Raw genomic sequence first — 20,989 nt, forward strand, 5'->3', positions numbered from 1 at the left:
AACTCCAGGTCAGGTTAATCGAGAACTTTGCCGGCGGTCTCTTTGGCGATCCACACGACAATAAAGGAGATAAGCGCAGTGCCCATCACGTACCACGCCGGGGAGAGCGGGTCGCCGGTCAGGGTGATAAGCCCCGCCGAGGCGAATGGCGTCACGCCGCCAAACACCGCAACGGTAAGGTTGTAAGCAATGGCGATGCTGCCGTAGCGGATGGCGGTCGGGAACAGCTCGACCATCGCCGCGCCGCAGCCGCCATTAAACATGGCGACAAACACGCCGAGCAGGCTCATGGCGGCAATCGAGGCGCCCACCGATCCCTGGCTCATCAGCAGCATCGCAGGCCAGGTGAAAAGAATGAAACCGCCGCAGCCCATTAACATCAGCGGGCGGCGGCCCCAGCGATCCGAGAGATAGCCGGTGAGCGGCATACAGACCGCCACACTCAGCAGCCCGAGGGTGGTGATGAGGTAGGAGTCGGTGCGGCTGTAGTGGAGGTGGGTGGAGAGATAACCCGGCATAAAGGATTGCAGCACCCAGCTGCTTACCGCTTTCACCACCACAAAGCCGGTACAAAACAGCAGGGCGGTCATTGAGGTGGAGAGGGTTTTACGCAGCGGTGAGGCTTCGATTTTGCCGCTGGCTTTTAGCTTATGGAACTCGGCGGAGTCTTCCATATTGCGGCGCATATAGAGCCCACCGAGGCCAAGCGGGGCGGCAAGCAGGAAGGGAATTCGCCAGCCCCAGTCATTCATCGTTGCTTCGCCCAACGTATGGGTGAGCAGCAACACCAGCCCGGAGCCGCAGACAAAGGCCATAAAACTGAAGTTTTCGCTCCAGCAGGTGAGCGTCGCGCGGCGGTGCGGCGGCGCGCTTTCCGCGAGATAGGTAATCACCCCGGAACTTTCGCCCCCGGCGGCGAAGCCCTGCACCAGGCGGGTGAGCACCAGCAGTATCGGCGCGATGATCCCGGCCTGTTGAAAGGTGGGCAAGATGCCCATTACAAAGGTGGAGATGGAGGTGATAACGATCACCGTCACCAGCACTTTGCGCCGCCCCTGGCGGTCGCCCATTGAACCGAAGAAGAGGCCGCCGAGCGGGCGCATTAAGAAGCCGGAGCCGAAGACGGCGAAGGATTTCAGCAGACCAATCGCCGGATCATCGCTGACAAAGAAGTTGCTGGCGATGATCGCTGCCAGCGTGCCGTACAGGCCAAAGTCAAACCATTCGATAAAGTGCCCGACGCCCGCCGAGAGCATAATTTTGGCGGTGCGACGGGCCGGCACTTTCTGCTCCGTGCCGTCGTAGGGCTGTGAGGTGGTGTGCTCCATTGAGCCTCCCGTAGTGAGTAGGGTATCTGCATTGTTGTTATCGTGCAGGCAGTGTTGGGGATCGCAGCCGGGCAGGCGAGCGCCGTGTTGCGTTGCGTGAGGCTTATCAAAAATTGCGCCGGAAAAGTGCTTCATATAGTGAAGCACCGGGGTTTGATAGCATTAGCCGATGCGATTCGCTTTTGTAGGCCGGATAAGGCGCAAGCCGCCATCCGGCAATGGGTCTGGTATGTGGCATTGGTGGAAGGGTTCCGTTCACCACGGGGACGGGTTCTTCATAAATCATCTGTGCGGTGAACGGGACAAAGGGAGCGGCCGCGCTCCCCTTGTCAATCCCCGCGGCCCCGCGAGGAAATCGGTGCTGCGCACTGCGCTCACCTCCCGCGTGCCTGACTGCGGCCGGCTCGACTCGACTTACTCGTTCCATTCTGGAACTCGGTTTACTCGTCCCATCCATGGGACTCGCCCCTTCGGGGCCAGCGCCAGCGCTGTTCAAAATTGCTCCCGGCAATTTTGTCCTGTCTCGGTTCGCCTCTGTCCGCCATCCATGGCGTCCAGACCTTGTCATTCACGCTTCGGTTCGCCGATTTCAGCGGGGACACAACCCCTCGCTATCATATCGTAGATAAAAGTAAAGCCGGTATCGCTGAAACATTGCCGGATGGCGCGTACCGCTTATCCGGCCTACGTGTCGCCCATGTATATGCTTTTGTAGGCCGGATAAGGCGTAAGCCGCCATCCGGCAATGCGGGGTTGCCCGATGGCACTGCGCTTATCGGGCCTACGGGGATGTGGTGGTCGAAAACTGACAAAATGTGCGCTTATCTTGACAATCCATTGACAGTTATCTGCCTGGTCAGTAATTTCATTTGTAATTATTGACCAGGCAAATAACATGACGAACTCTGCGGATAACCCGAACCCGAAGCTGCACCTCGGCCTGCTGATCCATCTGGCAAACCAGTTTAAAGACCAGCTTCTCAGCCACTACTTTTCCCCGGCGGATATCACCGCCGCGCAGTTCAAAGTGCTGATCAGCATCTATAAAGGCTTCACCAGCCCGGTCGAAGTGAGCAAAAACCTGCTGATGGACGCCGGTGCCATGAGCCGCATGCTTGAGCGCATGGTCAAGCGCGACCTGGTGGTGCGCTCCACCAACCCCGACGATAAACGCCAGGTGATCCTCGGCCTGACGGAGAAGGGGCGGGGGATTTGCGATCGCTTCCAGAATGAGGCGCTGGCGTCGATCCTCACCTCACTCACCGAGCGTCTCACCGATGATGAAGCGCAACAGCTGGTGACGCTGCTGATCAAAATGCTGCCTGACGGCGCAACTCAATCCTATCGCTAAGTTTTCCTGAAAGGTGATCAAGATGACCGATTCAGCAGCTCAACCTGCACGCGCGCCGAGTAAACGTAAGCGCAACTTCGCCATTCTGTTTGTGCTGCTGGTGATTATCGCCGCCGGCTGCCTGGCCTGGTATCTGCTCTATGCCCGCTATTACGAAACCACCGACGACGCCTATGTCAGCGCCAACCAGGTGACGCTGACGCCGCAGATTGGCGGTACTGTCACCCAGGTTGCTGTCGATGAGGGCGACTTTGTGCAAAAAGGGCAGCCGCTGGTGCTGCTAGACCCGGCCGATACGGAAATTGCGCTCCAACAGGCGCAGGCCAACCTCGCCAGCACCGTGCGCCAGGTACGCGGGCTTTACAGCACGGCGGATAACTACCGTGCGCAGGTGGCGGCGAAAAAAGTGGCGCTGCAAACGGCGCAGAGTGACTACGCGCGTCGGCAGAAGATTTTCGCCACCGGCGCGGTCACCGCAGAGGATCTCTCCCATTATCGTGACAACGTCACCAGCGCGAAAAGTGACCTGATTGCCGCCCAGCAGGCGCTTAATACCAATCTGGCGATGGTCGACGACACCGTTATCGACAGCCACCCGGAGATCAAAAGCGCCATCGCCACCCTGCGTCAGCGCTTTCTCGATAACGCCCGCAGCACCATTGTTGCGCCGGTCAGCGGCTATGTGGCAAAGCGCGCGGTGCAGCTTGGTATGCGCGTCGATTCCGGCACCACGCTGCTGTCGATTGTGCCGCTCGATCAGGTGTGGGTAGATGCCAACTTCAAAGAGAGCCAGATGAGCACCATGCGCCTCGGGCAGAAAGTGACGCTGACCGCCGATCTCTATGGTGATGACGTGGAGTATCACGGCACGATTGAGAGCCTCGGCATTGGTACCGGCAGCGCTTTCTCCCTGCTGCCCGCGCAGAACGCCAGCGGCAACTGGATCAAGATTGTCCAGCGTCTGCCGGTGCGTATTACCCTCGATCCTCATGATATGCAGAAGCATCCGCTGCGCGTCGGCTTGTCGATGGCCGCCCGCGTCGATATTCGCGATACCGAAGGGCACCTGCTGCCGCAGCAGAGCGTCGCGCAGCCGCGTTTCGCAACAGATGTCTACCAGAACGCGCTGGATAAGGCCGACGCGCTGGTGGCGAAGATCCTTCATGATAATAGCCAGCCGGTAGCCGCCCGCTAAGAGAGACGCGATGCAAGATAAATCGGCATTTACGCCGCCCAGCCTGGTGCTGGCGACGATTGCGCTGTCGCTGGCGACCTTTATGCAGGTGCTGGACACCACCATCGCCAACGTGGCGCTGCCGACCATTGCCGGTAATCTCGGCGTCAGCGCCGATCAGGGCACCTGGGTCATCACCTCGTTTGCGGTGTGTAACGCCATTGCGCTGCCGCTTACCGGCTGGTTTACCCGCCGCTTTGGTCAGTTGCGGCTGTTTGTCGGCTCGGTGGCGCTCTTTACCCTGGCGTCATTTCTCTGCGGCTTTGCCCACAGCATGACGGAGCTGATTGTCTTTCGCGCGCTCCAGGGCTTTTTCGCCGGCCCGATGTTTCCGATGTGCCAGACGCTGCTGCTTGTCATTTTCCCCACCAGTAAACGCAGCATGGCGCTGGCGCTGCTCTCAATGGTGACGGTAGTCGCGCCGATTGTCGGGCCGATCACCGGTGGCTGGATCACCGATAACTACGCCTGGCCGTGGATCTTTTACATCAACGTACCGATTGGTATCTTCGCGGCGATTGTCGTCTGGATGCAGCTGCGCGAGCGGGAAGAGACCACCACCACCTCGCCGATTGATTACATCGGTATTGCGCTGCTGGTGCTTGGCGTTGGCTTACTGCAAGTGGTGCTGGATAAGGGCAACGATCTCGACTGGTTCGCCTCGAACGAGATCATCGTCATGTCGGTGCTCTCAGCGATTGCGCTGGTGTCGTTTGTGATCTGGGAGCTTGGCGAGCAGCACCCGATTGTTAACCTGCGGCTGTTCAAAGATCGCAACTTCGCCATCGGCACCGCGACGCTGACCCTTGGCTACGCGGCCTTTTTCGCCATCAACATTATTTTGCCGCAGTGGCTGCAAACCCAGATGGGCTACACCGCCATCTGGGCCGGACTGGCGGCGGCACCGATGGGCTTTCTGCCGCTGCTGCTGACGCCGTTTATTGGGCGCTACGCCCATAAAGTTGACCTGCGCATCCTGGCAACATTGTCGTTTCTGACCATGGGCGCCTCCTGCCTGCTGCGTGCGCAGTTCAATACCGAGGTCGATTTCCGCACCATTGCCGAAGTGCAGATGTTTATGGGCATTGGCGTGGCATTCTTCTTTATGCCCATCACCACCATTGTGCTCTCCAACCTGCACGGCCAGGCGGTGGCGGAAGGCTCCGGTCTGGCAACCTTTTTCCGCGTGCTGGGCGGCTCGTTTGCCTCGTCGCTTACTACCTGGATCTGGTCACGGCGGGAGATTTACCACCATGCCACCCTCAGCGAAAGTGTCTCGCAGTGGAACCCGGCGGCGACAGACTATCTGCATAAGATGGGGGGCGCGACGCAGCAGCACCTGGCGGCGGTGGATAAAACTCTTGAGCAGCAGGCCTATATGCTCTCGACCATCGACTACTTCTGGCTGCTGGGCTGGCTCTTTTTAGCATTGATGATCGTTATCTGGTTTGCCCGCCCGCCGTTTGTGCGCAGCGGTGCGCCCGGCGCGCCGTCGGCCGGACATTAATTACCACCCACAGAGAGACGTTATGGCACCCCTGTTATCCGCCAGCGATGGCCGTTTATTGCAGCACCGATCTTTTGTCGCCTTCTGGCTGGCGCGCACCAGCTCCAGCTTTGGCTTTCAGATGTTGTCGATTATTGTCGGCTGGCAGATCTACTCCCAGACGCAGAGCGCCTTCTGGCTGGGGATGATTGGCCTGGTGCAGTTTATTCCCTCGCTGACGCTGGCGCTGCCCGCCGGGCATATCGCCGACCAGTTTGACCGCCGCCGCGTGGTGCTGCTGTCGCAGGTGTGCGAGTGGGTGGCGATTGTGGCGCTCGCCTGGCTCACCTGGCAGGGGGACGCCAGCGTTGGCGTTATCCTGGCGCTGATTTTTGTTATCTCCTGCGCCAAAACCGTCGAATCGCCGTCGATGATCTCAATGCTACCGGCGTTGGTTCCGGCCTCGATTCTGCCACGCGCCACGGCGGCGAATGCAGTCTCCGGCCAGGCGGCGCAGATTGTTGGCCCGGCGCTGGGCGGTTTTCTCTACGCCGCAGGCGCGGATGTGGTCTACAGTGTCACGGCGGCGCTCTATCTGCTCTCGCTGCTGCTGGTGATCACCCTGAGCTATGAGCAGGCGCAGCCAAAACGCACGCCCGCCACGCTCTCTTCCCTCTTTGCCGGGGTGCGCTTTATCCGTAACCGGCCGGATGTGCTGGGGGTGATCTCACTCGATCTTTTCGCCGTGCTGCTCGGGGGTGCGACGGCGCTGCTGCCGATTTTCGCCCACGATGTGCTGCATACCGGCCCGCTCGGGCTGGGGCTGCTGCGCAGTGCTCCGGCAGTGGGCGCGCTGCTGGTCGGCTTCTGGCTGAGCCATCGTGCGCTGACGCGCCGTGTCGGCATCATTATGTTTATGTCGGTCGCGGGTTTTGGCGTGGCGACGCTGGTCTTCGCCTTCTCAAGCTGGATGTGGCTCTCGCTGCTGGCGCTGTTTGCGCTCGGTGGGTTTGACATGATCAGCATGGTGATCCGCGGCTCGCTGGTGCAGCTCGATACGCCGGATGAGATGCGTGGGCGGGTGAATGCGGTGAACTCGATATTTATCAATACCTCTAATCAGCTTGGGGAGTTTGAGTCCGGGATGCTTGCCGCATGGCTGGGGGCGGTGCCCGCTGCGGCGATTGGCGGGGTGGGGACCCTGATTGTGGTGGCGCTGTGGATGAGGTGGTTTCCGGGGCTGCGGCATCGGCAGAGGCTGGAGAGTGATGTTGGGTAGATTGGTATCCAGTGGCGTAGGCCGGATAAGCGGTACGCGCCATCCGGCGATGGGGTTGGCACTCATGCCTGATGGGTGGAAGGGTTCCGTTCACCAGGCGTGCGGCGGGATATTTTTATCACCGGTGCGGTGAACGGGATAAGGGAAGCGGCCGCGCTCCCCTTATCAATCCCCGCGGCCCCGCGAGGAAATCGGTGCTGCGCACTGCGCTCACCTCCCGCGTGCCTGACTGCGGCCGGCTCGACTCGGCTTGCTCGCCCCTACCGGACTCGCTCCCTGCCTCGGTTCGCCTCTGTCCGCCATCCATGGCGTCCAGACCTTGTCATTCCCGCTCCGGTTCGCCGATTTCAGCGGGGGTCAACACCGTCGCTGTGAGATGGACGTCCAATGAAAAACTGTCGCTGCTGGAACCGCGTAGGCCGGATAAGCGTTCACGCGCCATCCGGCATTATCCCTGCGTCATCGATTGCCGGATGGCGGCTACGCCTTATCCGGCCTACCAAACCGGAGCCCGCTGAAACGGCGTAGGCCGGATAAGCGTTCACGCGCCATCCGGCATTATCACCGCCACGCCATTGCCGGATGGCGGCTACGCCTTATCCGGCCTACCAAACCGTAGCCCGCTGAAACGGCGTGGGCCGGATAAGCGTTCACGCGCCATCCGGCATTATCACCGCCATACCCATTGCCGGATGGCGGCTTCGCCTTATCCGGCCTACCAAACCGGAGCCCGCTGAAACGGCGTAGGCCGGATAAGCGTTTACGCGCCATCCGGCATTATCACCGCCACGCCATTGCCGGATGGCGGCTTCGCCTTATCCGGCATAGGCGGTTGCAGAGGTTACTCGGGTGCGCCGCCGTCGCCCTGGGCGGAGGGCCATTTCCAGCCGCGGACTTCGGGGAGATCTTCGCCGTGCTCGCGCACGTAACGGTGATGCTCGGCGATCTTCTCGGCCAGCTCATCCAGCACCGCATCCGCTTTACCTTGCAGGGAGGGGGTGCGCACAATTGCCTCCTGCGCCAGGTGGAAGCGGTCCAGCTCATTCATCACCGTCATATCAAACGGCGTGGTGGTGGTGCCTTCCTCCATAAACCCGCGCACGTGGAAGTTGCGGTGATTATTACGCGGATAGGTGAGGCGATGGATCAGGCTCGGGTAGCCGTGGAAAGCAAAAATCACTGGTTTATCCGCCGTGAAGATGGCGTCAAACGCCTCGTCGCTCAGGCCGTGCGGATGCTGCTCTTCCGTTTGCAGCGCCATTAAATCGACAACGTTCACCACCTGAATGCGCAGATCCGGGAAGTAGTCGCGCAGCAGATCGACCGCCGCCAGCGTCTCCATCGTTGGCACATCGCCGGCGCAGGCCATCACCACATCCGGTTCTTCGCCTTCGGCGACGGTGCCCGCCCAGTGCCAGATCCCCATGCCCGCCGCGCAGTGTTTCTGCGCCGCTTCAAGATTCAGCCACTGCGGCGCAGGCTGCTTACCAGCGACAATCACGTTAATGCGATCCCAGGTCTTCAGGCAGTGATCCGCCACGCAGAGCAGGGTGTTGGCATCCGGCGGCAGATAGACGCGCACGATATCGGCTTTCTTATTCACCACGTGGTCAATAAAACCGGGATCCTGATGGCTGTAACCATTGTGATCCTGCCGCCAGACGTGAGACGAGAGCAGGTAGTTAAGGGATGAGATCGGTTCACGCCACGGCAATTTGCGCGTCACCTTCAGCCACTTGGCATGCTGGTTAAACATCGAATCGACAATGTGGATAAAGGCTTCATAGCAGTTAAACAGGCCGTGACGCCCGGTGAGCAGATAGCCCTCAAGCCAGCCCTGACACTGATGTTCGCTAAGGATCTCCATCACCCGACCATCGGCGGCAAGCTGCTCATCGTAGGGTTTCACCGGCTCCTGCCAGGTGCGGCTGGTGACATCAAACACTTTGCTTAAGCGGTTCGAGGCGGTTTCGTCCGGGCCAAACAGGCGGAAGTTATCGCGGTTGCGCTGGAATATTCCCGCCAGATAAGCTCCGAGCGCGGCGGTGGATTCCGCCTGCGTCTCGCCGGGCGAGGTGACATCAACGGCGTAATCGGCAATCGAAGGCGTATTAAGCTCGCGGCGCAGACGACCGCCGTTGGCCCACGGGGTTGCGCCCATGCGTTTATCGCCCTCGGGCGCCAGCGCAGCCAGCTCCGGACGCAGCCGCCCCTGCTCGTCAAACAGATCGTCAGGCTGATAGCTGCGCATCCACTCCTCGAGGATCTGCCGGTGGCCGTCATCTTCCCGGCAGGAGGAGACCGGCACCTGGTGCGCGCGCCAGAAGTCCTCCACTTTTTTACCATCCACCGTTTGCGGCCCCGTCCACCCTTTCGGACTGCGCATAATAATCATCGGCCAGCGCGGTAACTCTTCAGCGGCTTCACCGCTGCGCGCCTGCTGCTGGTAGTGGCGAATACGCTCCAGCGCCTGCTCCAGAGTCTGCGCCATCTGGCGGTGCATCTTCTCCGGCTCATGACCGCTGACAATCAGCGGCTCGTAGCCGTAGCCGCGAAACAGATGCAGCAAATCCTCATCGCTGCTACGCCCGAGAATGGTCGGGTTAGCAATTTTATAACCGTTGAGATGGAGGATCGGCAGCACCGCGCCATCGCGCGCGGCGTTGAGGAATTTAATACCGAACCAGCTTGACGCCAGCGGCCCGGTCTCCGCTTCGCCGTCGCCAATCACGCAGGCGGCAATCAGCGACGGGTTATCAAACACTGCGCCAAAGGCGTGGGAGAGGGAGTAACCCAGCTCGCCGCCTTCGTTGATCGATCCCGGCGTTTCCGGTGCGGCGTGGCTTGGAATGCCGCCCGGAAAGGAGAACTGGCGAAAGAGGGTTTTCATCCCCTGCGCGTCCTGGCTCACCTGCGGGTAGATCTCGCTGTAGCTCCCCTCAAGCCAGGTGTTCGCCACCATGCCCGGCCCGCCGTGTCCGGGGCCGCAGATGTAGATCATGTCGAGATCGTGCTGGCGAATGGCGCGGTTGAGATGGGCATAGATAAAGTTCAGCCCCGGCGTGGTGCCCCAGTGGCCGAGCAGGCGCGGTTTGATATGTTCAGGCTTGAGCGGCTCGCGCAGCAGCGGGTTATCCATCAGGTAGATCTGCCCGACAGAGAGGTAGTTGGCCGCGCGCCAGTAGCGGTCGATCAGTTGCAGTTGATCATCGGGAAGTGAGGCGTATTGCGTCATGCGTTTCTCCGCGTCAGTGAAATGAGTTCCTGTTAAGCCTGGCACAGATGCGGGAACCCTTTGTGTCACCTACGCTTAAAGCGTAACCGCACGCATAAGGATCCGAATGAAAACCGACACTCAGACCACCGCCGTGATTGATAAGCACGGCATTATCGGCAACCTGCGGACCTGCGTGCTGGTGACCGTTGAAGGGGCGATTGATTTTCTCTGCTGGCCCAATCTCGACAGCCCTTCCGTTTTTAGCTCGCTGCTTGATGCTAAACACGGCGGCTACTTCTCCGTTGCGCCGTTGGGCGAGGGCTGGCGCGCCATTCAGCACTATTTGCCGGATACTAACGTGCTGCAAACCCGCTGGCTCTCGAATGAGACGATGGTAGAGCTGACGGACTTTATCGCCATCAATGAGGATGACGAAGCCAACCCGCTGATCGTGCGGCAAATCACCCTTATCTATGGCGAGGCGACAATTAAGCTTCACTGCTCGCCGCGCTTCAATTACGCCAGCGACGTGCCGGAGGTAAAGGAAGATAAGCGGGTTTATCACTTCAAAGGCAAGAAGGGGGCGGCGCTGACGCTGGCCTCATCCGAAACCTTGCAGGTGAAAAAAGGGCTGGTCGAAGGGGAGTTCAGCCTGAAAACGGGCGAAACGGCGACCTTTGTGCTCGGCGACAGCAAAGTGAAACATGCGGCGCTAAAACAGGTGGCGGCGATGCGCCAGCGCACGCTCGCCTACTGGCAAAGCTGGGTGGCGCAGAGCAAATACAGCGGCCGCTGGCGCGAAGCGGTAACGCGCTCTTCGCTGGTGCTGAAGCTGCTCACCTCTCAGCGCTACGGCTCGATTGCCGCGGCGGCGACCTTTGGCCTGCCGGAGTTGCCCGGCGGCGAGCGTAACTGGGATTACCGCGCCACCTGGCTGCGCGACGCCTCTTTCAGCTGCTATGCGTTAATCCGCCTGGGCTACGTCGAAGAAGCAAAAGCCTTCGGCGCGTGGATTGGCAGCTGTATGGAGAACAGTAAGTTCGACCCGAAAAAGTTGCAGGTGATGTATCGCCTCGACAGCGGAACCGATCTCACCGAAGAGGAGTTACCGCACCTCGCCGGCTACCTCAACTCCAGGCCGGTGCGCAAAGGCAACGAAGCCTATAAACAGCTGCAACTCGATATCTATGGCGAATTGATGGATGCCGTCTATCTGACGACCAAATATGGCGACAACATCTCCCATCGCGCGTGGGGACATGTGATGCGGCTGGTGGATTATGTCTGCGAAATCTGGGACTCGCCCGATGCCGGGATCTGGGAGATGCGCGGCGAGCCGGAGAACTTTCTCTACTCGCGCCTGATGTGCTGGGTGGCGCTCGACCGCGCGCTGCGCCTGGGTGCCAAGCGATCGCTTTCAATGCCGTTTGCCCGCTGGGAGGCGACGCGGCAGAAGATCCGCGACGATATCTGGCATAACTTCTGGAATGAGAAGCTGGGTCACTTCACCTCAACGCGCAACGGCAGCGATGTCGATGGCTCGATGCTGCTGATGCCGCTGTTTCGCTTTATCGGTGCCAAAGATCCGGACTGGCTGGCAACGCTTGATGCCATTCGCACAAAGTTAATGCGCGATGGCATGGTGCGGCGTTATTTGCAGGAGGAGACCCCGGCGGATTCGCTCCAGGGGGAGGAGGGCTATTTTGCACCGTGCTCGTTCTGGTATGTCGAATGCCTGGCGCGGGCGGATTTTGTCGATGAAGCGCGCATTGAGTTTGAGAAACTGCTGCACTACGCCAACCACCTTGGGTTGTACGCCGAGGAGTTTGATGAGCGCGGCTTCCCGCTTGGTAACTTCCCGCAGGCGCTGACCCATCTGGCGCTGATCAGCGCCGCATTTTACTTAGATAAAAAGATGTCCGGGAATCAGCAAACCTGGCAGCCGTAAGGCTGCGGGTTACTGTGGACCGTGAAAGGTGAGGGCGAAGCCCTGCTCTTGCCAGTGGGTAAACTGCTGCGACTGGCGCTGGGTCAGCGCTTTGCCGGTCCAGACCACCAGCTGCTTTCCCGGGAAAAACTCCGGATGCGGTGAGTCGAGCGGATCGGCGAGCACATCCAGCGACCAGCCCTGCTGCGACAGCCGCCAGGCTTCGAGCCACAGGCGGGTACGATCGTCATTGTTCCACGCGATAAACAGCGCCTCTTTGCTTCCCTGCTGACGGCTAAGCGCCAGGCGGGTAACCGCAAAGTCGATCAGTACGCCGTCAAGCAGGCTTAAGATCACCCGCGCGGTGTTCTGATCCCGCGCCAGCAACAGGCGCACCGGCATAATCACTTCATCGATAAGCTGATCGACGCTGTATTTACGCCCCATATCCAGCACCATGGCGCGCAGCCGCGCCGGGTTGACCTGGCGCAGGGTTGCCAGCAGATCTTCCTGCACTTTTGCCCAGCCTTGCTCGGCGGCGGCGGGCGACTCATCCAGCAACGCTTTTACTTTACTGACCGAGACGCCGCTTTCGATAAAGCGCTTGATCGCCTCAATGCGCAGAATATCCGCTTCGTCAAACTGACGATGGCCGCCCTCGCTGCGCTGGGGCTTTAGCAAACCGTAACGACGTTGCCATGCGCGAAGCGTGACGGGGTTGATTCCGCACCGTTCTGCCACTTCGCCAATACTGTAAAACGCCATGACTTCCTCGTAACGCCGATATACACCCGCAAAGACTAGTTAACCCTTGCAGGCTGTACAAGCATTTTGTACAGCTTTACTTAAGGAGCGATTAAGCATCGTCCTGTTTTTCTGGCCAGCAGACCGCCGGGATACCGTTGATGTCCGGGCGCGCAAAGAGGTAGCCCTGGAACTGGGAGATACCGGCGGACTCCAGCCACATCCACTCTTCTGCTTTCTCGACACCGACGGCGGAGATCTGAATTTCAAGAGATGTACAACATTTGATGATCGCCTGCACAATCGCCTGGCGTGAGCCGCTCTTGTGCACATCCTGGATCAGATCGCGGTTGATTTTGATGCGGTCTGGCTGGAACTGCGCCAGCAGCAGCAGGCCCGCAAAGCCGGCACCAAAGTGGTCAATCGCCACGCGAATACCGGCACCTTTCAGTAATTTCACCGCTTCGGTGAACTCTTCGAGGCGTGAAATGATTTCGCTCTCGGTGAATTCAACAATGATCTGCTCCGGCACCAGGCCGTTAGCCTCAATTTCGCGCAGGATAAATTCGACCGCGCCGGGCACTTCAACCAGCGTCATCGGCAGCAAGTTAACCGAAAGAGTCTGTGCGCCAATATCGAGTGCGGTGGCCATTGCGAACGCCACTTTCTTACTCTCAAGATCGGCTTTATAGAGGTCATCGCCCGTCAGTCCGTCAAAGTAGGCCTGCGGTGCATCGCCCGAAGGGGTACGCAGCAAGGCTTCAATCGCCACCACTTTACGGGCAAAGGGGTCGATCAGCGGCTGGAAGGCAAAGCGGCAGTCGGCGCTGGTGGCGGCAACGGACGCGGGCAGGGTGACGGCGCTGCCATCGGGAACGAACTCCCACTCGTCGTCGACCGGGATCTCAAAGTAGTTCTCTTTCTGCCCCTCTTCGACAAAGGTCTGGAAGAACTGCAGCGCGCGGTCGTCATAAATAAGCTGGTATTTCGAGGTGCCTTTATCCAGCACCGTTTGCAGCACCTCTTCCCGGTCATAGGCGCGCAGATCAAACAGCTCCATCCCGGCTTTACCAAAGCGTCGTGACGGCGCGTAGTCGCGCAGCAGCTCCACAACGTTAAAGTGGCGCTCATCATTGCAGATGGCCTCGTAAATCGGATCCAGCGTCTCTTCCGGCCCTTCAAGCAACTGGAAGAAGTGGGTGCCATTAAACAGCAGAATGCCGGTGACGTTGGCCTGGCTGTTTTTTTGATTGGCCGCTTCCACCATCCCTTCAAGCATCGAAAACGATACGTTGTCGCGAAAATGGCTGCGGTAAATAAGGGTGGTGAGCATAAGCGTTCCGAAACGGGTGAATGAGCGCTCACACTACCAGATGAAAAGTACCTCGTCTCCCTTGATTTAGCAGAGAATTATGCTGTTTGTGCCGCTTGTACACGCGGCTTTTCAGCTTGTACAACCTTGCTCAACCGCGTAAAAATTTTCCTGATTATAATCACCTGATAAATATAAAGATTGTGAAATATTCATTAGATGGCTAACAAACTTGTACAATTACTATGTACAAACCGGCGTTTTTTGTATAACTTTAACGTTACTTTAACAAGTTAATGGACTATTTGAGGAGTGACATATGCAGCAGAACGGTTATTTTCCGAATACAGCTAATGCCATTACCCGCTATTTCAACAAGGCATCACTCCCGACTCAGCAGCAGACGCTGGGACAGATCGCCGTTGAGATCCTGAGCGAAGGACGCAACCTGAACCGCAAGGCAATTTGTACTAAATTGCTGAGCCGTCTGGAGCAGGCTTCTGGTCCGGAAGAGGAGAGCCACTATCACACGCTTATTGGCCTGCTTTTCGATCGCTAACAGAGTTTGACCAACGGCAATACTTTTGGCTTTTGAGTCAATTCTCGCGGGGTGATGAAGCGCTTCATGCGCGTGCAGAAAAGTTAATCGTCCCCAAGGGAGAATTGGCTTCATGCCGCAATTGCAGTTCGGCAAGTAGCGGCAACCCGAGATGCAGTTATGAATAGTAGTGAAATAGAGCAACTGACAGATGAACTTATCGGAGTGGCAGTATTGTCACTTCTGAAAGATAACTCACCCATTAGCACACGTGCGCTGATTAACAGGCTGCGGTCAATGGAGGCCAGCGAGCAGGACAATCAGCGGCGGCAGATGCTGGGGCGGATTATTGCTGAAATCAGCAACAATAATTTTGCCTCGTTAAGGCGCGATAAGGGAAGCGAGCGCGATGAGTGGGATGAGCAGAGCAGGGATAACGTTTTCCAGCTGTTTGGCGACAACAGCGCCAGCAGTTCGAAAAAACATTAACAGACACGGTTATTATCACTAAAAAACGGGGTAAACGATGAGCCAGGTTTTGCTGGATTCACACGAATATGAAAATTTGCCTGATCTCTCGCTTGCTGAGTATTTTCGCAGCGGTGGCGAGACGCTCGCAGAGGAGTCTGTGGTACTGGGCGCGGCGATTCGTGGTGTTATGGCAGCCGGTGAACGTATTACCCATAAAGCCTTGATCCTGGAATTGATCAAGATGATCGAGACCACAGAGGATGTGGTGAAAAGCGATATTGTACGCCACACCCTGGAAATCGTTGTACACCATACAACGGACGATATTTAACCGTACTGGCATCACCTGCTCTGACAGCAAATCCACGCTCCGGCGTGGATTTTTTTTTGCTATTACGCGAGCGATGAAATAGTGTCAACAGGCTTATTCACATGCCATCACGGAGGATAGTATGGCCAGTAAAGTAGTGCAGATTCACTTCGATTTTAACGGCCCATTTGGCGATGAGATGTCGCGGCAGCTGGTGGAGCTGGCCGAATCAATCAACCGGGAGCCGGGCTTTCTGTGGAAAGTGTGGACCGAGAATGCGCTCGCTCAGGAAGCGGGAGGGATCTATCTCTTCGACAGCGAAGCGAACGCGCAGCGCTATATGGATAAACATATGGCGCGGTTAAAACAGTTTGGTGTCACCAACATCACCGTCAAACTGTTTGACGTCAATGAGCCTCTGACAAGGCTAAATCACGGCCAGCTGGGGTAAATTTTGTTATGCGGTAGCGAGCCTTCATCGCGCTTGTTACCGCAATCTCCTTAAAGAGCATAAAGTTTTCAATGCTCGTGCCGATGCTAATAGATAACCGCACCGCTGGTTTTAATCTATTTCTACAAGGAGTTGTAGCATGGCTGTTATCAATACCAATACGCTGTCACTCATCAACCAAAATAACCTTAATAAATCCCAGGCGGCGCAAAGCTCTGCAATTCAGCGTTTATCCTCAGGCCTGCGTATTAACAGCGCGAAAGATGACGCTGCGGGCCAGGCGATTGCCAACCGTTTCTCCTCCAGCATTAACGGCATGGGCGTGGCCGCAAGAAATGCCAACGATGCTATTTCGCTGGCACAAACGGCTGAAGGCGCATTAAGCGAAATAAATAACAACTTGCAGCGTATCCGCGATCTGGCCGTGCAGGCGCAAAATAGCACTAACTCTGCCTCCGACGTCGACTCTATTCAGTCGGAAGTGAATGAACGTATGGCCGAGATTAACCGCGTGACCCGCCAGACAGACTTTAACGGCATCAAAATTCTCGATAGCGGCTCTGGTTCGTTTGGTTACGGCTTCCAGGTGGGTGCTGATGATGGCGAAGAGATTGTTCTCACGATAGGTGGCAGCGATGACTATAACCTGGGGGCAAATTCCGGTTCGATTGGCGAAGTCTCTGGCGAATTTATCCACGGTAACGCGCGTAGCGTAAAAGCAATGGGCTTTGATGTGCTCCATGGCACCGTCACCCCCTACAGCGGTGCGATACTCAATAATCCGCTTGCCGCCATTGACGATGCGATAAAAGCCGTCGATACCCAACGCAGTTCGCTCGGGGCATTTCAGAACCGCTTTGAATCGACGATAAACAACCTCAATCAGGCGGCGACCAGTCTCTCCGCTGCGCGCAGCCGAATAAATGACGCCGACTATGGTACGGAGGTCTCAAATATGAGCAGGGCGCAAATATTACAACAGGCCGGCTCGTCCGTGCTGGCGCAGGCCAACCAGGTGCCACAGACCATGCTGTCGCTGCTGCGTTAATGACACAGGGTCCATTAGTTGAATGATAAAAAATCCACGCTTATGCGTGGATTTTTGGTTTGTGGCTAACGAGGCGTAAAGCTTGGGCAAAGCAGTAAACTAATCAGCCGCCAGCACCGAATCACGCAGCAGAAACGGGCTGGCAACCCGCGTGGTCTTTTTGTGTTCAGTGCCGTTGATAATATGCAGGGCGCTCAGACGCCCGATTTCATAATGCGGGAGCTGCACCGTTGCAAGGGAGGGGAGGAACAGCTCGCCGATGCCCACCATATTGTCGTAGCCGACGACCGCCACATCCTGCGGAATGCGCAGCCCCTGCGCGAGTAACGTTTGATACACCATAAACGCAATGCGATCGTTACCGCAGATCACCGAATCGAACTGCGGCTTTTGCGCACGGATATGCGCCAGCACCTGCGCCGGAATATCACGGTAATGCTCGTCACCCAGCGCCATATAGCGGTGAGTGAGAGTATCCGGGTTAACCCCGGCTTCGCGGCAGGCACGCTCCAGCCCTTTACGCCGACGCGCGGTGGCAAGCAGCGGTTCGGGCAGATGCAGACAAAGGGGCTGGCGATAACCCGCCTCCAGCAGCGCTTTTACCGCGCTGTACTGGCCCTGTTCATCGTCGGGAATATAGCTGGCGACCTGATCGTGCAGGCTTTCGCAGTTGGCGAGCACGCAGGGAAGGGTGAGCAGCTTGGCGGGCAGCGGCACCTGGCGTAGCCCCATAGTGGTGTAGATAATGCCGTCGGGCCGGTGGGAGAGCAGCAGATCAACAATCGTATCCGGGTTGTCATCGGTGAACATATTCATCACGAAGCTGTTCCAGCCGTGTGCGCGTGCGGTCTCTTCAATCGATAAGGTAATTTCTACCGAGAAGGGCGTGGTGACGGTATCCAGTGCCAGCACGCCGATGGTTTTCGGCGAGGCGTGCGCGCCGCGGATCTTTTTCGCCGAGAGATCCGGGACATAATTGGTCTGCTCAATCGCCGCCTGCACCCGCGCCAGCGTCTCCGGCTTGAGGCGTTGCGGGCTGTTGAGCGCGCGCGAGACCGTCATCAGCGAGACATTCGCCAGTTTTGCTACATCCTTCAGAGACGCCATATCTGTTACTCCATGCGGGCTTACTCGCGCAATCACTGCGGCCAGAGAGGGCGCTATCGTAACGTATTTGCGCTTTCGTCACAGGCGCGGAGTTTGATCTCCCTCTCACTCCTGTTATGTTAACGTTAACTCTTGTGATTAACATCATGAATCTCGGCAGAACACCATGAGTGACGTACAATGTTAACGTTATCATCGCTGCACAACTCCAATATGAGACTGTCATGATGAAAGCCCATCACGCTCACAGCTACCCACTGCTCAGTGCCTTACTCTTCTTTTTTTTCGTCACCTGGTCCGCTTCCGGCTCGCTGCTCTCCATCTGGCTTCATCAGGAGGTGGGGCTGAAAGCGGGGGATACCGGGATCATTTACGCCGTGCTCTCCGTCTCCGCGCTGTTTGCGCAGATCTGTTATGGCTTTATTCAGGACAAGCTCGGCCTGCGCAAAAACCTGCTCTGGTATCTGACCGCCATGCTGGCGCTCTCCGGCCCTGCCTTTTTGCTGTTTGGCTATCTGCTACAGATCAACATCCTGCTCGGTAGCGTGTTTGGCGGCATCTATATCGGCTTAACCTTTAATGGCGGCATCGGAGTGCTGGAGTCCTACACCGAGCGCGTTGCGCGCCAGAGCCAGTTTGAGTTTGGTAAAGCGCGGATGTGGGGGTCCCTTGGCTGGGCGGTGGCGACCTTTTTTGCCGGTCTGCTGTTTAACATCAACCCGAAACTCAACTTCGCGGTGGCAAGCGCCTCCGGGTTGATCTTCTTTGTGCTGCTGGCGCGCTTAAAAGTCTCCTCTGCGCCGCACGCGATGCAGGAGGCGGTGAGCGGCGGGAAAGTAACCCTTGCCGATGCGCTGGGTTTACTGACGCTGCCGCGTTTCTGGGCGCTGGTGCTGTTTGTGATTGGCACCTGTATTTACGGCGTCTACGACCAGCAGTTCCCGGTCTATTTCTCGTCGCAGTTCCCGACCTTGCAGGAGGGCAACGCCATGTATGGCTACCTCAATTCGTTCCAGGTGTTTCTTGAAGCGGCGGGCATGTTCTGCGCGCCGTGGCTGGTAAACAGGATTGGCGCGAAAAACGGCCTGATTTTCGCGGGCATGGTGATGGCAATGCGCATGATCGCCTCCGGGCTGGTGGAGGGGCCGCTGCTTATCTCCATCACCAAACTGCTGCACGCCGTCGAGTTGCCGATCCTGCTGGTGGCGATCTTTAAGTACAACAGCCTGCACTTCGATAAACGCCTCTCCTCAACCCTCTACCTGGTGGGCTTCGCCTGTACCAGCTCGGTGATCGCCTCGGTGCTGTCGCCGCTGGCGGGGTACAGCTATGAGAAGTATGGCTTTGCACAATCCTATTTGATCATGGGGCTGCTGGTCTTCGCCACCACCTTTATCTCCATCTTCCTGTTGCGTTCCGGTAAGTCATCTGCTGACCCGCTGATGCCGCAACCCTCCACCATTTAACCGAAAAGAGTAGCGACTATGACATATTCACTTGCCGACGCTGAACAGGCGCTTGTGGCCAAACGAGACACGTTAAACCTGCGCTGGTATCCGCGCTACCACCTCGCGGCGCGCGCAGGCTGGATGAACGATCCGAACGGGCTGGTCTGGTTTGATGGCTGGTACCACGCCTTTTATCAGCATCACCCTTACTCTACGCAGTGGGGGCCGATGCACTGGGGGCATGCACGCAGTAAAGATCTGCTGCACTGGGAGCATCTGCCGGTGGCGCTGGCTCCTGAAGGCCCGGCTGATAAAGATGGCTGCTTTTCCGGCTCGGCGGTGGTCGATGGCGACACGCTGGCGCTGATCTACACCGGGCATAAATTTCACGGCGATGCCACGGATGAGGCCAATCTGTATCAGGTGCAGTGCCTGGCCACCAGCCGGGATGGCATCCATTTTGAACGTCATGGGATGGTGCTGGATACGCCGCCCGGCCTGCACCACTTTCGCGATCCAAAAGTGTGGCGGGAAGGGGATGCGTGGTACATGGTCGTCGGCGCACGCGACGGCGAAACGGGCCATGTTCGTCTTTACCGCTCCGACGATCTGCGCGAGTGGCAGGACGCCGGCGTGCTGGATGAGGCGGAAAAAGCGCTCGGCTTTATGTGGGAGTGCCCGGACTTTTTCACCCTCGGCGATAAACGGGTGCTGATGTTCTCGCCGCAAGGCATCGCGGCGCAGGGCTACAACAACCGTAATCTCTTCCAGAGCGGCTATATCCTCGGTCAGTGGCAGCCAGGGCAGCCTTTTGTACGCGAAAGCGAGTTTACCGAGCTGGATCACGGTCATGACTTTTATGCCCCGCAGAGCCTGCTGACCCCTGATGGGCGGCGGATTGTTATCGGCTGGCTGGATATGTGGGAATCGCCGTTGCCGGAGCAGCAGGATGGCTGGGCCGGGATGCTGTCGCTGCCGCGCGAAGTGAGCCTGAGCGCCGACAACCGCGTGCAGATGCGTCCGGCAAGAGAGGTGGAAACCCTGCGCGGCGCGTGGATGCCGTGGTCGGTTACGCGGCTTGAGAATCAGCAAATCACGCTGCCGGAGAGCGGCGAAGCGCTGGAAGTACTTTTACGCTGGGAGTGCGGCAACAGCAGTGCAGAGCAGTATGGCGTAAGTCTCGGCGAGGGGCTGCGCGTCTATGTTGATGTGCAGATGCAGCGCCTGGTGCTGGCGCGCCACTATCCGCAGTATGGGCTGTGCGGTATGCGCAGCGTGCCGGTTGATATCAACGCGTCGCTGGAACTGCGTCTCTTCTTCGACAGCTCGTCAGTTGAGGTGTTTGTCAACGACGGTGAGGCGTGCCTCAGCAGCCGCATCTATCCTGACGCTGACAAGCGCGCGCTCGCGCTGTTTGCGTGGAGCGGTTCGGCGTGCGTAATTGAAGCCGGGGCCTGGCCGCTGGCGTAAGAGAGCGAAAACTCCACGTCCGTGCGTGGAGTTTTTTAATGATGGGGATAAAGCGCTTCGCACAACGCCCTAACGCAAATTGTTTGACGTTAAGGTGAGAGTACTCAAGTGATTGATATATATCATTAGACGCCATACGAACAGCGGCGTAGAGTACCGACGGGATTATCTTGTTACAGCCCCCAAATCAGGGGGGTGTACGTATGAGCAAATTGTCGGGAAAGTATGCGCAGAGAATCATATTGATGCATGGCGCTGGGCACCTGCC

General features: G+C 57.9%; 17 protein-coding genes. 12 read left to right on the forward strand and 5 right to left on the reverse strand.

The window, feature by feature from the left end; all coding sequences use genetic code 11:
- Window positions 1-14: 14 nt before the first annotated feature.
- Window positions 15-1,328: an MFS transporter gene (locus N7V53_RS10600; protein ID WP_023479274.1), complete on the reverse strand. Its 1,314-nt coding sequence runs from the start codon at window positions 1,326-1,328 to the stop codon at window positions 15-17.
- Window positions 1,329-2,223: 895 nt separating this feature from the next.
- Between N7V53_RS10600 and N7V53_RS10605 the strand changes: the two genes are divergently transcribed.
- From N7V53_RS10605 to N7V53_RS10620, 4 genes are read left to right on the forward strand one after another with little or no spacing between them, the layout of a single operon-like run.
- Window positions 2,224-2,679, forward strand: coding sequence for a MarR family transcriptional regulator (locus tag N7V53_RS10605; RefSeq protein WP_279793358.1), 456 nt, complete (start codon window positions 2,224-2,226; stop codon window positions 2,677-2,679).
- 22 nt (window positions 2,680-2,701) lie between these two features.
- A complete protein-coding gene (locus N7V53_RS10610) occupies window positions 2,702-3,874 on the forward strand; it encodes an efflux RND transporter periplasmic adaptor subunit (RefSeq protein ID WP_279793359.1) in 1,173 nt (390 codons plus the stop codon).
- A 10-nt stretch (window positions 3,875-3,884) separates the two neighbouring features.
- Window positions 3,885-5,420: a DHA2 family efflux MFS transporter permease subunit gene (locus tag N7V53_RS10615; RefSeq protein ID WP_279793360.1), complete on the forward strand. Its 1,536-nt coding sequence runs from the start codon at window positions 3,885-3,887 to the stop codon at window positions 5,418-5,420.
- A 22-nt stretch (window positions 5,421-5,442) separates the two neighbouring features.
- Window positions 5,443-6,678, forward strand: coding sequence for an MFS transporter (locus tag N7V53_RS10620; RefSeq protein ID WP_023479268.1), 1,236 nt, complete (start codon window positions 5,443-5,445; stop codon window positions 6,676-6,678).
- 841 nt (window positions 6,679-7,519) lie between these two features.
- On the opposite strand, the gene N7V53_RS10625 is transcribed toward N7V53_RS10620, so the two are convergent.
- Window positions 7,520-9,913, reverse strand: a complete 2,394-nt coding sequence (locus tag N7V53_RS10625; protein WP_279793361.1) for a phosphoketolase family protein — start codon at window positions 9,911-9,913, stop codon at window positions 7,520-7,522.
- 106 nt (window positions 9,914-10,019) lie between these two features.
- Between N7V53_RS10625 and N7V53_RS10630 the strand changes: the two genes are divergently transcribed.
- Window positions 10,020-11,843 carry a glycoside hydrolase family 15 protein gene (locus tag N7V53_RS10630; protein WP_279793362.1) on the forward strand — a complete coding sequence of 608 codons (1,824 nt, stop codon included), beginning with the start codon at window positions 10,020-10,022 and terminating at the stop codon, window positions 11,841-11,843.
- A gap of 9 nt (window positions 11,844-11,852) precedes the next feature.
- Here the strand turns inward: N7V53_RS10630 and N7V53_RS10635 are convergent, their stop codons facing one another.
- Window positions 11,853-12,587 carry a MerR family transcriptional regulator gene (locus tag N7V53_RS10635; protein ID WP_279793363.1) on the reverse strand — a complete coding sequence of 245 codons (735 nt, stop codon included), beginning with the start codon at window positions 12,585-12,587 and terminating at the stop codon, window positions 11,853-11,855.
- 91 nt (window positions 12,588-12,678) lie between these two features.
- Window positions 12,679-13,899: a diguanylate phosphodiesterase gene (locus N7V53_RS10640; protein ID WP_279793364.1), complete on the reverse strand. Its 1,221-nt coding sequence runs from the start codon at window positions 13,897-13,899 to the stop codon at window positions 12,679-12,681.
- 298 nt (window positions 13,900-14,197) lie between these two features.
- Between N7V53_RS10640 and ycgZ the strand changes: the two genes are divergently transcribed.
- From ycgZ to N7V53_RS10665, 5 genes are all read left to right on the forward strand, one after another.
- Window positions 14,198-14,437, forward strand: a complete 240-nt coding sequence (gene ycgZ, locus N7V53_RS10645) for a regulatory protein YcgZ (RefSeq protein WP_023478790.1) — start codon at window positions 14,198-14,200, stop codon at window positions 14,435-14,437.
- A 276-nt stretch (window positions 14,438-14,713) separates the two neighbouring features.
- On the forward strand, window positions 14,714-14,905 hold the full coding sequence (locus N7V53_RS10650) for a hypothetical protein (RefSeq protein WP_051372085.1): 192 nt from the start codon (window positions 14,714-14,716) through the stop codon (window positions 14,903-14,905).
- Window positions 14,906-14,942: 37 nt separating this feature from the next.
- On the forward strand, window positions 14,943-15,218 hold the full coding sequence (locus N7V53_RS10655) for a biofilm development regulator YmgB/AriR family protein (protein ID WP_023478767.1): 276 nt from the start codon (window positions 14,943-14,945) through the stop codon (window positions 15,216-15,218).
- Window positions 15,219-15,339: 121 nt separating this feature from the next.
- Window positions 15,340-15,648: a monooxygenase gene (locus N7V53_RS10660; protein WP_279793365.1), complete on the forward strand. Its 309-nt coding sequence runs from the start codon at window positions 15,340-15,342 to the stop codon at window positions 15,646-15,648.
- Window positions 15,649-15,787: 139 nt separating this feature from the next.
- Window positions 15,788-16,696, forward strand: a complete 909-nt coding sequence (locus N7V53_RS10665; protein ID WP_023478597.1) for a flagellin — start codon at window positions 15,788-15,790, stop codon at window positions 16,694-16,696.
- A 99-nt stretch (window positions 16,697-16,795) separates the two neighbouring features.
- Here N7V53_RS10665 and N7V53_RS10670 read toward each other — a convergent pair whose 3' ends face one another.
- Window positions 16,796-17,803 (reverse strand): LacI family DNA-binding transcriptional regulator, encoded by a 1,008-nt coding sequence (locus N7V53_RS10670; RefSeq protein ID WP_279793366.1) that lies wholly within the window; start codon window positions 17,801-17,803, stop codon window positions 16,796-16,798.
- A gap of 224 nt (window positions 17,804-18,027) precedes the next feature.
- On the opposite strand from N7V53_RS10670, the gene N7V53_RS10675 reads away from it, so the two are divergent.
- The gene (locus tag N7V53_RS10675) at window positions 18,028-19,269 is read left to right on the forward strand and encodes an MFS transporter (protein WP_279793367.1); all 1,242 of its coding nucleotides are present in this window, start codon (window positions 18,028-18,030) and stop codon (window positions 19,267-19,269) included.
- Between the two features lie 18 nt (window positions 19,270-19,287).
- On the forward strand, window positions 19,288-20,721 hold the full coding sequence (locus N7V53_RS10680; RefSeq protein ID WP_279793368.1) for a glycoside hydrolase family 32 protein: 1,434 nt from the start codon (window positions 19,288-19,290) through the stop codon (window positions 20,719-20,721).
- Window positions 20,722-20,989: the final 268 nt, after the last annotated feature.

Origin of the sequence: Kosakonia sp. HypNH10, from assembly GCF_029850615.1 — a bacterium.
GTDB lineage: Bacteria > Pseudomonadota > Gammaproteobacteria > Enterobacterales > Enterobacteriaceae > Kosakonia > Kosakonia cowanii.

What these genes read in the sequence shown, in the direction of transcription:
- N7V53_RS10655 (WP_023478767.1), top strand. Translation starts at nt 14,943, where the DNA reads ATGAGCCAGGTTTTGCTGGATTCACACGAATATGAAAATTTGCCTGAT.
- N7V53_RS10665 (WP_023478597.1), top strand. Translation starts at nt 15,788, where the DNA reads ATGGCTGTTATCAATACCAATACGCTGTCACTCATCAACCAAAATAAC.
- N7V53_RS10680 (WP_279793368.1), top strand. Translation starts at nt 19,288, where the DNA reads ATGACATATTCACTTGCCGACGCTGAACAGGCGCTTGTGGCCAAACGA.
- N7V53_RS10635 (WP_279793363.1), bottom strand. Translation starts at nt 12,587, where the DNA reads ATGGCGTTTTACAGTATTGGCGAAGTGGCAGAACGGTGCGGAATCAAC.
- N7V53_RS10660 (WP_279793365.1), top strand. Translation starts at nt 15,340, where the DNA reads ATGGCCAGTAAAGTAGTGCAGATTCACTTCGATTTTAACGGCCCATTT.
- N7V53_RS10675 (WP_279793367.1), top strand. Translation starts at nt 18,028, where the DNA reads ATGATGAAAGCCCATCACGCTCACAGCTACCCACTGCTCAGTGCCTTA.
- N7V53_RS10605 (WP_279793358.1), top strand. Translation starts at nt 2,224, where the DNA reads ATGACGAACTCTGCGGATAACCCGAACCCGAAGCTGCACCTCGGCCTG.
- ycgZ (WP_023478790.1), top strand. Translation starts at nt 14,198, where the DNA reads ATGCAGCAGAACGGTTATTTTCCGAATACAGCTAATGCCATTACCCGC.
- N7V53_RS10640 (WP_279793364.1), bottom strand. Translation starts at nt 13,899, where the DNA reads ATGCTCACCACCCTTATTTACCGCAGCCATTTTCGCGACAACGTATCG.
- N7V53_RS10650 (WP_051372085.1), top strand. Translation starts at nt 14,714, where the DNA reads ATGGAGGCCAGCGAGCAGGACAATCAGCGGCGGCAGATGCTGGGGCGG.
- N7V53_RS10600 (WP_023479274.1), bottom strand. Translation starts at nt 1,328, where the DNA reads ATGGAGCACACCACCTCACAGCCCTACGACGGCACGGAGCAGAAAGTG.
- N7V53_RS10625 (WP_279793361.1), bottom strand. Translation starts at nt 9,913, where the DNA reads ATGACGCAATACGCCTCACTTCCCGATGATCAACTGCAACTGATCGAC.
- N7V53_RS10670 (WP_279793366.1), bottom strand. Translation starts at nt 17,803, where the DNA reads ATGGCGTCTCTGAAGGATGTAGCAAAACTGGCGAATGTCTCGCTGATG.
- N7V53_RS10610 (WP_279793359.1), top strand. Translation starts at nt 2,702, where the DNA reads ATGACCGATTCAGCAGCTCAACCTGCACGCGCGCCGAGTAAACGTAAG.
- N7V53_RS10630 (WP_279793362.1), top strand. Translation starts at nt 10,020, where the DNA reads ATGAAAACCGACACTCAGACCACCGCCGTGATTGATAAGCACGGCATT.
- N7V53_RS10620 (WP_023479268.1), top strand. Translation starts at nt 5,443, where the DNA reads ATGGCACCCCTGTTATCCGCCAGCGATGGCCGTTTATTGCAGCACCGA.
- N7V53_RS10615 (WP_279793360.1), top strand. Translation starts at nt 3,885, where the DNA reads ATGCAAGATAAATCGGCATTTACGCCGCCCAGCCTGGTGCTGGCGACG.